12 protein-coding genes are annotated in these 13,483 nt (G+C 68.0%); 8 read left to right on the top strand and 4 right to left on the bottom strand.

Features of this window, described 5'->3' with window-relative positions; all coding sequences use genetic code 11:
* Positions 1-21: 21 nt before the first annotated feature.
* Positions 22-1,266, bottom strand: a complete 1,245-nt coding sequence (locus JYG32_RS30380) for a sarcosine oxidase subunit beta family protein (RefSeq protein ID WP_006480591.1) — start codon at positions 1,264-1,266, stop codon at positions 22-24.
* Positions 1,267-1,282: 16 nt separating this feature from the next.
* Entirely contained in the window at positions 1,283-2,668 is a 1,386-nt protein-coding gene (locus JYG32_RS30375; RefSeq protein ID WP_174379762.1) for an L-serine ammonia-lyase, read from the bottom strand.
* Between the two features lie 284 nt (positions 2,669-2,952).
* Here JYG32_RS30375 and JYG32_RS30370 point away from each other — a divergent pair, with 284 nt between their 5' ends.
* The 8 genes from JYG32_RS30370 to denD all read left to right on the top strand — a co-directional run bounded on the left by JYG32_RS30370 (position 2,953) and on the right by denD (position 11,132).
* Positions 2,953-4,020 carry a GlxA family transcriptional regulator gene (locus tag JYG32_RS30370; RefSeq protein WP_174379761.1) on the top strand — a complete coding sequence of 356 codons (1,068 nt, stop codon included), beginning with the start codon at positions 2,953-2,955 and terminating at the stop codon, positions 4,018-4,020.
* Between the two features lie 201 nt (positions 4,021-4,221).
* Positions 4,222-4,926 (top strand): FadR/GntR family transcriptional regulator, encoded by a 705-nt coding sequence (locus tag JYG32_RS30365; protein WP_213266056.1) that lies wholly within the window; start codon positions 4,222-4,224, stop codon positions 4,924-4,926.
* 61 nt (positions 4,927-4,987) lie between these two features.
* On the top strand, positions 4,988-5,878 hold the full coding sequence (ltnD, locus tag JYG32_RS30360) for an L-threonate dehydrogenase (protein WP_213266055.1): 891 nt from the start codon (positions 4,988-4,990) through the stop codon (positions 5,876-5,878).
* Positions 5,879-5,897: 19 nt separating this feature from the next.
* Positions 5,898-7,196 (top strand): 3-oxo-tetronate kinase, encoded by a 1,299-nt coding sequence (gene otnK / locus JYG32_RS30355; RefSeq protein WP_213266054.1) that lies wholly within the window; start codon positions 5,898-5,900, stop codon positions 7,194-7,196.
* Positions 7,193-7,834, top strand: a complete 642-nt coding sequence (locus JYG32_RS30350; protein WP_433960865.1) for an aldolase — start codon at positions 7,193-7,195, stop codon at positions 7,832-7,834. The genes otnK and JYG32_RS30350 overlap by 4 nt, the downstream gene beginning before the upstream one ends.
* Before the next feature lie 119 nt (positions 7,835-7,953).
* Positions 7,954-9,279 (top strand): MFS transporter, encoded by a 1,326-nt coding sequence (locus JYG32_RS30345; RefSeq protein ID WP_213266053.1) that lies wholly within the window; start codon positions 7,954-7,956, stop codon positions 9,277-9,279.
* 76 nt (positions 9,280-9,355) lie between these two features.
* Positions 9,356-10,132 (top strand): 2-oxo-tetronate isomerase, encoded by a 777-nt coding sequence (gene otnI / locus JYG32_RS30340; RefSeq protein ID WP_213266052.1) that lies wholly within the window; start codon positions 9,356-9,358, stop codon positions 10,130-10,132.
* A 28-nt stretch (positions 10,133-10,160) separates the two neighbouring features.
* Positions 10,161-11,132: a D-erythronate dehydrogenase gene (gene denD, locus JYG32_RS30335; RefSeq protein ID WP_213266051.1), complete on the top strand. Its 972-nt coding sequence runs from the start codon at positions 10,161-10,163 to the stop codon at positions 11,130-11,132.
* 68 nt (positions 11,133-11,200) lie between these two features.
* Here the strand turns inward: denD and JYG32_RS30330 are convergent, their stop codons facing one another.
* Together JYG32_RS30330 and hpnI are read right to left on the bottom strand one after the other, a co-directional pair.
* Entirely contained in the window at positions 11,201-12,289 is a 1,089-nt protein-coding gene (locus JYG32_RS30330) for a lysylphosphatidylglycerol synthase domain-containing protein (protein WP_213266050.1), read from the bottom strand.
* Positions 12,286-13,455 (bottom strand): bacteriohopanetetrol glucosamine biosynthesis glycosyltransferase HpnI, encoded by a 1,170-nt coding sequence (gene hpnI, locus JYG32_RS30325; RefSeq protein WP_213266049.1) that lies wholly within the window; start codon positions 13,453-13,455, stop codon positions 12,286-12,288. Before hpnI ends, JYG32_RS30330 begins: the two co-directional genes overlap by 4 nt.
* Positions 13,456-13,483: the final 28 nt, after the last annotated feature.

The following is a 13,483-nucleotide window of genomic DNA, read 5'->3' as shown; positions in this document are numbered from 1 at the left end:
CTCCTGGCTGTGGTGAGGGGGTTAGTGCGCGACAGCGGCAGCGCCGTGCTCGTCGATCAGGTGGCCCGTGTAGAAGCGGTCGAGCGCGAACGGCGCGTTCAGCGGATGCGGTTCGTCGCGCGCGATCGTGTGCGCGAACACCCAGCCCGAGCCGGGCGTCGCCTTGAAGCCGCCGGTGCCCCAGCCGCAGTTGAAATAAAGGCCCTTCACGTCGGTCTTGGTGATGATCGGGCACGCGTCCGGCGACACGTCGACGATGCCGCCCCACTGGCGGTTCATCCGCACGCGCGAGAACACCGGGAACATCTCGACGATCGCCTGCAGCGTGCTTTCGATGATGTGGAAGCTGCCGCGCTGGCCGAAGCCCGTGTACTGGTCGATGCCCGCGCCGATCACGAGGTCGCCCTTGTCGGACTGGCTGATGTACGCATGCACCGCGTTCGACATGATCACCGAGTTGACGACCGGCTTGATCGGCTCGGACACCAGCGCCTGCAGCGGGTGGCTTTCGATCGGCAGACGCACGCCGGCCATGTCGGCGAGCGTCGTCGTGTTGCCGGCCGCGACCACCGCGACCTTCTTCGCCTTGATGAAGCCCTTCACCGTATCGACGCCGACCACCGCGCCGCCTTCGCGGCGAATGCCCGTCACCTGGCAGTTCTGGATGATGTCGACGCCGGCGCGGTCCGCGCCGCGCGCGAAGCCCCAGGCCACCGCGTCGTGACGCGCGACGCCCGCACGGCGCTGGATCGATGCGCCGAGCACGGGATAGCGGCTGTTCAGGTTGATGGTCGGCTCGATTTCCTTGATCTGCGCGGGCGTCAGGAATTCGGCATCGACGCCGTTCAGCCGGTTCGCGTTGACGCGGCGCTCGGTGTCGCGTACGTCCTGCAGCGTGTGCGCGAGGTTCATCACGCCGCGCTGGCTGAACATCACGTTGTAGTTCAGGTCCTGCGACAGCCCTTCCCACAGCTTCATCGCCTTCTCGTACAGCGCGGCCGATTCGTCCCACAGATAGTTCGAGCGCACGATCGTCGTGTTGCGCGCGGTATTGCCGCCGCCGATCCAGCCCTTCTCGAGGATCGCGACGTTCGTGATCCCGTGTTCCTTCGCGAGGTAGTACGCGGTCGCGAGGCCGTGGCCGCCGCCGCCGACGATCACGACGTCGTATTCCTTCTTCGGTTCCGGGCTCTTCCACTGCTTTTCCCAGTTCTCGTGATACGAGAGGCCGTTGCGGAACAGGCTGAATATCGAGTAGCGGCTCATTTTGATGGACCCTTCGTTAGCATTCGATGACGTTCACGGCGAGACCGCCGCGCGACGTTTCCTTGTATTTCGTCTTCATGTCGGCGCCGGTCTCGCGCATCGTCTTGATCACGGAATCGAGCGACACGTAGTGCTGGCCGTTGCCCTTGAGCGCCATGCGCGATGCGTTCAGCGCCTTGATCGCGCCCATCGCGTTGCGCTCGATGCACGGGATCTGCACGAGCCCGCCTACGGGATCGCAGGTCATCCCGAGGTTGTGCTCCATGCCGATCTCGGCCGCGTTCTCGACCTGGTCGGGCGTACCGCCCATCACGGCGGCAAGCGCGGCCGCGGCCATCGAGCACGCGACGCCCACTTCGCCCTGGCAACCGACTTCCGCGCCGGAGATCGACGCGGTTTCCTTGTAGATGATCCCGATCGCCGCGGCCGTCAGCAGGAATTCGACGATGCCGGCTTCGTTCGAGCCCGGCACGAACTTCACGTAGTAGTGCAGCACCGCGGGAATCACGCCGGCCGCGCCGTTGGTCGGCGCGGTGACGACGCGCCCGCCCGCCGCGTTTTCCTCGTTGACGGCCATCGCATACAGGTTGACCCAGTCGAGCATCGACAGCGGGTCGCGCAGCGACTCTTCCGAACGCGCGCGCAGATGCCCGTTCATCTCGGCCGCGCGGCGCTTCACGCGCATCGGGCCCGGCAGCTCGCCCTCGACCTTGCAGCCGCGCTCGACGCATGCGGCCATCGTGCGCCAGATCGCGAGCAGCCCGGCGCGCACTTCGTCGGCGGGGCGCAGCGCGCTTTCGTTGCGCAGCATCAGCTCGGCGATCGACAGCCCGTGTTCGCGGCACTGGCGCATCAGGTCGTCGCCGGTGCGGAACGGATAGGGCACCTCGACCGCCGCGCGCACGCCGTTCACGCGATCGCCGTCGCGGTTCACGACGAAGCCGCCGCCGATCGAGTAATACTCTTTCTCGACCAGCAGCTGGCCGTGTTCGTCGAATGCCTGGAAGCGCATCCCGTTCGGGTGCACGATGCTCGTGCCGCTCATCAGCTTGCGATAGAAGCCGATGTGCTCCTTTTCCTCGAAGCGGACCGTCTGCTTGCCGAGCAGCGACAGCGACTTCTCCGCGCGGATCGCGGCAAGGCGCGGCTCGATCAGGTCGGGATCGATCGTGTCGGGCAGGTGGCCCTCGAGGCCGAGCAGCACGGCCTTGTCGGTGCCGTGGCCCTTGCCGGTCGCGCCGAGCGAGCCGTACAGCTCGACCCGCACGCGGCGCACGAAGCCGAGCAGGTTCGCGTCCTCGACGTGCGACGCGAAGCGGCACGCGGCGATCATCGGGCCGACCGTATGCGAACTGGACGGGCCGATACCGATCTTGAACAGGTCGAACGCGCTGACGTTCATCTGGCTTCCTCTGGGTGGCATGCGTGGAATGACGTTGGGCACCAGTACATCAAAGCGTAAAATCGGCCGATAGAACAAAAACGGCATCGACGTGGGATACCGCCGCCAAGCACCGTGCCGACCGGCCCGAAAGTACGTTTTGGCGATGGTTCGCGACGGAAAACCACAAGTCCGGCCCGGGCCGATCGGCGACGCTGGCTTCATCCGCGCCGCCTCGGCAGCCGTACCCGCAAACAGAGTGAAACGAGTGAGACCGCCTGCCCGGCGTGACGAGATTGGCCGCGATGACACCCGACGTACCCGCTTCCCCCCTCGCAGAACCCGCGCCGCGGCGCATCCGCTTCGGCATCGTGCTGCTGCCGAACTTCACGCTGACGGCCTTCTCGGGCTTCGTCGACATGCTGCGGCTGTCGGCCGACGACGGCGACTACAGCAAGCCCGTGCGCTGCGCGTGGAGCGTGATCGGCGAGACCCTCGCGCCGGTGCGCGCGAGTTGCGGGATCCAGATCACGCCGTGGGAGACGTTCGACGCGGCCGAACCGTTCGACTACGTGGTCGTGGTCGGCGGGCTGCTGCATTCGGGGCCGCAGGCCGGCCCTGAAACGCTCGACTTCATCCGCCGCGCGGCGGCCGGCGGCGCGACGGTCGTCGGGATCTGCACCGGCGTGTTCACGCTGATGCGCGCCGGCGTGCTCGACGGCTACCGCACCTGCGTGAGCTGGTTCCACTACTGGGATTTCATCGAACGCTTTCCGGCCGCCGACCCCGACCTGCTGATCGCCGACCGGCTGTTCGTGATCGACCGGCGCCGGATCACGTGTTCGGGCGGCCGCGCGTCGATCGACGTCGCCGCCGCGATCCTGTTGCGCCATTTCGACCACGCGACCGTGCAGAAGGCGCTGCGCATCCTGCTGGTCGGCGAGATGCAGAAAGGCAATGCGCCGCAGCCGCATCCGCCGGGCCTCGAACCGGCGACGCACCCGAAGGTCAAGCGCGCGATTCTTCTGATGGAACAGCATGTCGGCCGCGCACTGTCGCTCGACGAGCTCGCGAACAAGCTCGACCTGTCGACGCGGCAGCTCGAGCGGCTGTTCAAGGCCGAGACGGGCAAGAGCCCGCAGGCGTTTGCGAAGCAGGTGCGGCTGCGCACCGCTGCGTGGCTGCTGACGAGTTCGGACCGGACCGTCGCCGATATCGCGTCGAGTTGCGGGTTTGCCGATGCGTCGCACCTCGGGCGCGAATTCCGCAAGCAGTTCGGCGTGCCGCCGGCGACCTATCGGGAGCGCGGCGCAGAAGCGGCGGAAGGCGGCGTGGCAGCGGCGGTCGATCCCGTCGAGGACATCGCCGACTGACAGCCGCGGGCACCCCGTCGCGCTTCCCTGATCGACCCATCGCAAGGCGATACCTGATCCGACCGCGCCGGTTTCGATTCAATTGGAACCGGTTTCAATCAACTTGACCGACGTTGCCCGCCGTTAATCGAGGGTTATTCCGGATGCTGCATTCTGCTCAAATTTGTATGATGACCACATCACCTTACAAACCTGAGCGCCATGTTCGAGAAGATTCCCGCCCGTGCGATGAGCGACCACGTCGCGCAGCAACTGCTCAAGCAGATCGAAGCCGGCAGTTTCTCGGCCAGCGGCAAGCTGCCGACCGAAGCCGTGCTCGCGCAGGAATTCGGCGTGAGCCGCACCGTGATCCGCGAGGCGATCTCGCGGCTGAAGAACGAAGGCGTGGTCGAGCCGCGCCAGGGCAGCGGCGTGTACGTGAACCAGCACGGCGCGATCCGGCCGCTGCGAATCGACTACGCGGAAGCCGTCGAGGCGAACTCGCTGCCGCACCTGCTCGCGGTGCGCCGCGCGATCGAGGCCGAAGTCGCGGCCGAAGCCGCGCTGCACCACTCCGCCGACGACATGGCCGACATCGACGACGCACTGCGCAAGATCGACGATGCGGTGGCCGAAGGGCGCGACGGCGTCGCGGAAGACGTCGCGTTCCATCGCACGATCGCGGCCGTCACCGGCAACCCGTATTTCCTGAAGACGCTGCAGTTCCTGAACCAGTACCTCGAAGCCGGCGTGAAGGTCACGCGGCGCAACGAAGCGACGCGCGAGGATTTCTCGCGCCAGGTGCGCGAGGAACACGCGGCGATCGCCGACGCGATTCGCTCGCGCGACCCGATGGCGGCGCGCAACGCGGCGCGCACGCACATGTATAACGCCGCCCGCCGTCTCGCGGAAGCCGGCATCTGCTGAAGCCGGCGGCGCCCGCCGCCGCTGTTGTCCAGAACCTCTCCCGAATCGATCAAGGTTGACCATGTCACGAAATGTTGGAGTCATCGGCCTCGGCGCGATGGGCCTCGGCGTCGCCCGCTCGCTGCTGCGCGCGGGCCTGCGCGTGCACGCATGCGACGTGCGCGACACCGTGCTGCAGGCGTTCGCCTCCGAAGGCGGCGTGGCCTGCGCGACGCCGGCCGCACTCGGCGCGCAGTGCGACGTCGTCGTCACGCTCGTCGTCAATGCCGCGCAGACGGAAACGGTGCTGTTCGGCGAGCACGGCGCGGTCGCGGCGATGAAGCCGGGCGGCGTCGTGATCGCGAGCGCGACCGTCGCGCCCGAATTCGCGGTCGCGCTCGGCGCACGCATCGAGGCCGCCGGCCTGCAGATGCTCGATGCGCCCGTGTCGGGCGGCGCCGCGCGCGCGGCATCCGGCGAGATGACGATGATGACGTCGGGCCCGGCCGCCGCGTACGCGGGCTGCGAGGACGTGCTCGCCGCGATCGCCGGCAAGGTCTATCGCCTCGGCGACGCGCACGGCATCGGCTCGAAAGTGAAGATCATCAACCAGTTGCTGGCCGGCGTGCATATCGCGGCGGCCGCCGAGGCGATGGCGCTGGGCCTGCGCGAAGGCGTCGACGCCGACGCGCTGTACGACGTGATCACGCACAGCGCCGGCAATTCGTGGATGTTCGAGAACCGCGTGCCGCACATCCTGAACGGCGACTACACGCCGCTGTCGGCCGTCGACATCTTCGTGAAAGATCTCGGCCTCGTGCTCGATACCGCGCGCCGCAGCAAGTTCCCGCTGCCGCTGTCGGCCACCGCGCACCAGATGTTCATGAGCGCGTCGAGCGCCGGCCACGGCGGCGAGGACGATTCCGCCGTGATCAAGACCTTCCCCGGCATCACGCTGCCGCCCGCCCGCTGATTCGAACGACGTTCCCGCCATGACCGCTTCCGCTTTCCGTCCCCTGCTCGGCTGCATCGCCGACGATTTCACCGGCGCGACCGATCTCGCGAACATGCTCGTCAAGAGCGGCATGCGCACCGTGCAGACGATCGGCGTGCCCGCCGACGGCGCCGCAGTCGACACTGCAGTCGACGCCGATGCGATCGTCGTCGCGCTGAAGTCGCGCACGATCCCCGCGGCCGATGCCGTCGCGCAATCGCTCGCCGCGTACGCATGGCTGCGCGCGCAAGGCTGCCGGCAGTTTTTCTTCAAGTACTGCTCGACCTTCGACTCGACCGACGCGGGCAACATCGGGCCCGTCGCCGACGCGCTGCTCGATGCGGCCGGCGGCGGCTTCACGATCGCATGCCCGGCATTCCCGGAGAACGGCCGCACGATCTATCGCGGCCACCTGTTCGTCGGCGACGTACTGCTGAACGAATCGGGCATGGAGAACCATCCGCTCACGCCGATGCAGGACGCGAACCTCGTGCGCGTGCTGCAGCGGCAGACGCAGTCGCCGGTCGGCCTGATCCGCTACGACACGATCGCGCTGGGCGCGGCCGCGGTGCGCGCGCGGATCGACCAGCTGCGCGCGGAAGGCGCGCGCTTCGCGATCGCCGACGCGCTGTCCGACCGCGACCTCTACGTGCTGGGCGAAGCATGCGCGGGCCTGCCGCTCGTCACCGGCGGCTCGGGCGTCGCGCTCGGCCTGCCCGCGAATTTCCGCCGCGCGGAATTGCTGCCCGAGCGCGACAACGCGGCATCGCTGCCGCGCATCGACGGGCTGTCGGCCGTGCTCGCCGGCAGCGCGTCGAAAGCGACCAACGCGCAGGTCGCCGCGTGGCGCGCGACGCGGCCGAGCTTCCGCATCGATCCGCTCGCGGCGTCGCGCGGCGAGCCCGTCGTCGATGAAGCGCTCGCCTTCGCGCGCGCGCACCTGCCGCAGCCGGTGCTGATCTACGCGACCGCGACGCCCGACGAAGTGAAGGCCGTGCAGCAGGCGCTCGGCGTCGAAGCGGCCGGCCATCTCGTCGAAAGCACGCTCGCGGCGATCGCGCGGGGCCTGCGCGAACTCGGCGTGCGCAAGTTCGTCGTCGCCGGCGGCGAGACGTCCGGCGCGGTCGTGCAGGCGCTCGACGTGAAGTCGCTGCAGATCGGCGCGCAGATCGATCCGGGCGTGCCGGCCACAGCCACGATCGATGCGCAGCCGCTCGGCCTCGCGCTGAAATCCGGCAACTTCGGCACGACGGACTTTTTCGACAAGGCGCTGCGCGCGCTGGACGGAGCCGCATGATGAGCCAGGAAGCGAAACTGCGCGAAGAGATCTGCGTCGTCGGCGCGAGCCTGTACGCACGCGGCCACGCGGTCGGCAGCGCCGGCAACATCAGCGCGCGCCTCTCCGACGGCTGGCTGATCACGCCGACCGACGCGTGCCTCGGCCGGCTCGACCCGAACGACATCGCGAAGGTCGGCGCCGACGGCCAGCCCGTCTCGGGCGGCAAGCCGTCGAAGACGCTCGCGCTGCATCGCGGCATCTATACGCGCAACGCGGAAGCGAACGGCGTCGTCCACACGCATTCGACGCACCTCGTCGCGTTGACGCTCGCAGGCGTGTGGCGCGATACCGACGTGCTGCCGCCGATCACGCCGTACTACGTGATGAAGGTCGGCCACATCCCGCTGATCCGATACCGCCGCCCCGGCGACCCGGCCGTCGCGGCCGAAGTCGCGGCGCTCGCCGGCCAGGTGCGCGGCGTGCTGCTCGACCGCCTCGGCCCCGTGATGTGGGGGCCGTCGGTGTCGCACGCGTCGTATGCGCTCGAGGAGCTCGAGGAAACGGCACGGCTGTGGCTGATGACGAACCCGAAGCCCGAGCCGCTTTCCGACGCGGCGCTCGACGAACTGCGCCAGACCTTCGGCGCGCGCTGGTAACGCGGCGCGCACCACATACCGATTCCCATGCCCGCCGTGTGCGCGGGCCCTTCCGTCAGCACACACAAACGATCCGGCGGCCTATGCGCCACCGGCACACGACATCCTTGGAGACGACGATGACTGCTCTCGACGCGGCCGCAAGCCGCTCGCCCGCCGCGACCGCCCGTTCGGCCGAACTGGACCGCACCTACAAGAAAGTGTTCTGGCGCATCGTGCCGTTCCTGATGCTCTGCTACGTGGTCGCGTATCTCGACCGCGTGAACGTCGGCTTCGCGAAGCTGCAGATGTCGCAGGATCTCGCGTTCAGCGAAACCGTGTTCGGGCTCGGCGCGGGAATTTTCTTCCTTGGCTACTTTCTGTTCGAACTGCCAAGCAACCTGCTGATGCACCGGCTCGGCGCGCGCATCTGGATCGCGCGGATCATGATCACGTGGGGCCTGCTGTCCGCGCTGTTCGCGTTCGTGAAGACACCGACGCAGTTCTACGTGCTGCGCTTCCTGCTCGGCCTCGCGGAAGCCGGCTTCTATCCCGGCGTGATCCTGTACCTCACGTACTGGTTCCCGTCGCATCGCCGCGCGAAGATCATCGCGGTGTTCATGTCCGCGATCCCCGTATCGGGCATCTTCGGCAACCCGCTGTCGGGCTGGATCATGGAGCGCTTCCACGGCGGCTCGGGCTTCCACGGCTGGCAATGGATGTTCATGATCGAAGCCGTGCCGGCCGTGCTGGTCGGCATCGCGACGATCCTGTATCTCGACAACAGCATCCGCGGCGCGAAGTGGCTCGACGAGCGCGAGAAGCAGCTCCTCGAAGAGGAAATCGCCGCGCAGCCGCAGGAACAGCAGCAGCACGGCCATTCGCTGAAGGCCGTGTTCTCGGACCCGCGCATGTGGTGGATGTCGCTGATCTACTTCGCGTTCGTCACCGGCCAGTACGGCCTCACGTTCTGGATGCCGACGCTCGTGAAATCGACCGGCATCACCGATACGCTTCAGATCGGCCTGCTGTCCGCGATCCCGTTCCTCGTCGCGATCGTCGTGATGAACCTGTTCGGCCACAGCGCGGACAAGCGCCGCGAACGCCGCTGGCACCTGATCGTGCCGGCGCTGATGGGCGCGGTCGGGTTTGCGGTCGCCGCGTCGTACTCGCACAATACGGCGGTGTCGATCGTGTTCCTGTCGCTCGCGGCGGGCGGCGTGCTGACCTGCGCACCGCTGTTCTGGTCGCTGCCGACCGCGTTCCTCGCGGGCTCCGCGGCCGCCGCCGGGATCGCGATCATCAACTCGATCGGCAACCTCGCCGGTTTCGCGAGCCCGTACGTGATCGGCTACCTGAAGGACGTCACGCACAGCACGTCGTCCGGCATGTACGTGCTGGCGGCCATGCTCGTGATCGGCGCGATCGCCGTGTGGCTCACGCCCGCGAAACTCGTGAACCGCTGAGCCACTGAGCCACTGAGCTGCCATTCGACGCGGGGCGCGGTACGCCCCGCCCCCTTCATTCACAGGACCCGCTGCCATGCCACGCTTCGCCGCCAACCTCTCGATGATGTACAACGAGCACGCGTTCCTCGAACGCTTCGCCGCTGCCGCCTACGACGGCTTCAAGGCCGTCGAGTACCTGTTCCCGTACGACTTCGCCGCCGAGGACATCCGCGCGCGCCTCGACGCGCACAACCTCGAACAGGCGCTGTTCAACGCACCGCCCGGCGACTGGGCCGCGGGCGAACGCGGTATCGCGTCGCTGCCGGGCCGCGAAGACGAATTCCGGCGCGGTATCGACCAGGCGCTCGACTACGCGCGCGTGCTCGGCAACAGGAAACTGCACGTGATGGCCGGCATGGTCGCGCCGGGTGCCGACCGCGCGCGCCATCGCGACACCTACCTGTCGAACCTGCGGCATGCGGCGCAGGCCGCCGCCGCACACGGCGTCACGATCCTGATCGAACCGATCAACCAGCGCGACATGCCCGGCTATTTCCTCAGCCGCCAGGACGACGCACAAGCGATCTGCGCGGAAGTCGGCGCGCCGAACCTGAAGGTGCAGTTCGACTGCTACCACTGCCAGATCGTCGAAGGCGATCTCGCGGTGAAGCTCAAGCGCGATTTCGCGGGCATCGGCCACATCCAGATCGCGGGCGTGCCCGAGCGCCACGAGCCGGATCTCGGCGAACTCAACTACCCGTACCTGTTCGAGCTGATCGATGCGCTCGGCTACGACGGCTGGATCGGCTGCGAATACCGCCCGAAGGCCGGCACGTCGGAAGGTCTCGGCTGGATCAAGCCGTACCTGTGATTCAAGCATTCCAAAGAGGATAACGACCATGAAAGTACTGATCACCGGCGGCGCCGGCTTTCTCGGCCAGCGTCTCGCGCGCAAGCTGCTCGAGCGCGGCGAACTGACCGGCCCCGACGGCCGGATCGGGAAGATCGACGAGCTGGTGCTGCTCGACGTCGTCAAGGGCGGCGATTTCGGCGACGCGCGCGTGACGTCGATCGTCGGCGACATCGCCGATCGCGCAGTGCTCGAACGCGCGATCGACACGCAGACCGGCGCGATCTTCCACCTCGCGGCGATCGTCAGCGGGCAGGCCGAAGCCGATTTCGATCTCGGCATGCGGATCAACCTCGACGCATCGCGCACGCTGCTCGAAGTGTGCCGCGCGCGCGGCCACCAGCCGCGCGTCGTGTTCACGAGCTCCGTCGCGGTGTACGGCGGCGCATTGCCCGACATCGTGCAGGACGACACCGCGCTGAACCCGCAATCGTCGTACGGCGCCGAGAAGGCGATCGCCGAACTGCTGCTGTGCGACTACGCGCGGCGCGGCTTCGTCGACGGCCGCGTGCTGCGGCTGCCGACCATCAGCGTGCGGCCCGGCCGCCCGAACGCGGCCGCGTCGTCGTTTGCGAGCGGCATCATCCGCGAGCCGCTGAACGGCGAGGAAAGCGTGTGCCCGGTACCGGGTTCGACGCGGCTGTGGCTGCTGTCGCCGCGCGGCGCGATCGAAGCGCTCGTCGCCGGCTGCGAAATCGACAGTGCCAAGCTCGGCGACAAGCGCGTGATCAACCTGCCCGGCCTGTCGGTGTCGGTCGACGAGATGATCGAAGCGCTGCGCGAAGTCGCGGGCGACGACGTCGTGAAGCTGATCCGCCATGCGCCCGACGAGCGCGTCGAGAAGATCGTCGGCAGCTGGCCGGGCCGCTGGGACACGACGCGCGCGGAAGCGCTCGGGCTGAAGGGCGACACGTCGTTCGCGGACGTGATCCGCAGTCATATCGCGGACGAACGACGCTGATTCACGCGTCGCGCCGCCCCGGCGGATACGCACCCGCCCGGGCACGCACGCATCGTCGTCGGGCCGCGTCAGCGCGGCCTGGCGGATTCCTCGATGCTCAGCGAAGCACGCTTCGCGCCGCCCGGTCGTTTCGCCGAACCGGCCGCCCACTGCCACGCCAGCAAGCCCGGCAGATAGAACAGCAGATCGCGCACGCGACGGGCGCCGGCCAGTGCAAGACAGGTCGGCGCATCAAACCCGAGCAGCCCGCCGATCAGCACGAACCCGCCCTCCTGCACGCCCAGACCACCCGGCATCAGGAACGCAATGCTGCTCACGAGCTGGATCAGCGCCTCGATCGCGAGCGCCTGCGCAAAAGTCGGATCGGCGCCGAGGAAGTAAAGCGCGAGCCAGATTTCCAGCGCATAACCCGCAAACTGCAGCGTCTGCCATATCCCCAGATAGCGCACGACGATGCCGGTCTTTCTCCAGATCATCCGGATCGACTGATCGGTGCGCGCCGATTCGCCGACCAGCGCAACCACCTTGCCGCTGGTGATCCGGTTGATCACGCGCATCGCGCGCTCGAACGGTCGCGCATGCTGCACCAGCGCGAACAGCAGCAACACCGGCACCAGCGCGGCCATGCCGATGGCGAGGTGCGCGGCCACCTTCGCGGCGTCGGACGACACATGTTCGAGCACGTAGCCGATCGCGATCAACGCGAATATCAGCTGGCTGATCAGCGTGAGCTGCATGTCGGCGACGAGGCTGGCCACGGCCGTTGCCGGTCGCACGCCCGCCTGCCGCAGCAGCCCGAACGACACGACCTCGCCGCCGATCCGCGCGACCGGCAACAGCCCGTTGATCGATTCGCGGATCCAGACGAGCTTCAGCATCGTCGCGAACGACGGCCGGCGCGGGCCGCGGATCAGCATCCGCCAGTCCCACGCGTTTGCGAGCATCGGCAGGATGTGGGCCAGCGCAGCGACGAGCAGCCCCGCGCCCGCGATCCGCAGCCGGTGCAGGATTTCCAGCGGATGCTCGCGCCAGATCAGCCACACCGCGAGCGCCAGCCCGGCCAGCGCCGCCGCGCGCCCCGCATGCCGGAGCCGTGCCTCGTGACGCGCGGACAGCCGGTCCGCGTCGGCGTTGGCGGGGTTCGTCTCGGTCGTCATGACTCACCCGCCGGCGACAGCAAGCCTTCCCGGTCGACGCGAAAGCGCGTGCCGCGCCAGACGACGTGCGACGAGAAGAAGCTCGACACGAAAACCAGGAACTGCAGGAGATCGACGAACGGCAGCCAGAGGGCGCCGCGCAGGCCGGCACCGGTCGCACGGCTCGTTTTCAGCATCAGCAGCGCCCGCGCGGCGAGCGCGGCGACCGTGAGCCAGCAGGCGGCGAGCGTGCCGCCGGAGAACAGCACGGCCAGCAGCGCGAGCGGCACCGGGTGCATCAGCACCGACCCGGCGTGACCGAGCCGGTCGGCCGCGCGGATCGTGCAACTCCAGCGCAATTCGTGCGCGTACAGCTTCGCGAACGTCTCTTCGACACAGGCATGCCCGACGACGAACGGCGGGATGACGACCTGCGCACCGACCTGCCGTACCGCTTCGCCGAGCGCGTGATCCTCGGCCAGGTGATGCGCGAAACGCGCGAGCCCGCCGATACGCTCGAGCGTCGCGCGCGTGATCGCAATCGTCTGCCCAAAGCACGGCCGTGCACGCCCGATGAACAGCCCGGTAATCACACCGGGCAGGAAATGGTAGTTCGTCATCGCGACGGCGACACCGGGCCAGAAACCCGGCGACGCGATGCCGCGATACACGCTCGTCACGATACCGACTTCCGGCTGCTGTAGCGCGCCGACGACGGCACGCAGATAATCGCGCTCGACCAGCACGTCGCTATCGGCGAGACACAGCACCGAATGCTCGGCGTGTTCGAGCATGTTGACGAGATTGGCGATCTTGCGGTTCGGCCCGTACAGCCGCGCATCGGCGACGACCTTGATGTTCGCGTCCGGATAACGCGCACGCAGCGTCTCGACGGCCGCGAGCGCCGCATCGCCCGCATCGTGCACACCGAACAGGTGCTGTACCGGCCCCGGATAGTCCTGCACGAAGAAGCTTTCGAGATGCTGTACGAGATCCCATTCGTCGCCGTGCAGCGGCTTGGCGACGGTGACGCCCGGATAATCGCGCGGCACCGCCGGCGCCCGGGAAAAGAACCTGCCGACCAGCACACTGGCTGTAACCGTGTAGGCAATGCCCAGCAACACGCCCAGCCCGCAGACGATCGACATTGCCCCGGCCAGCGCGTGCAGCACATGCAGCAAAACCATGCTTCTCCCCAGTGATGGCCCGACGACC

This window comes from Burkholderia pyrrocinia (assembly GCF_018417535.1).
Classification (GTDB): domain Bacteria; phylum Pseudomonadota; class Gammaproteobacteria; order Burkholderiales; family Burkholderiaceae; genus Burkholderia; species Burkholderia pyrrocinia_E.
The sequence above is the reverse complement of the archived record's forward strand: the minus strand, read 5'-3'. Positions and strand labels throughout refer to the sequence as shown.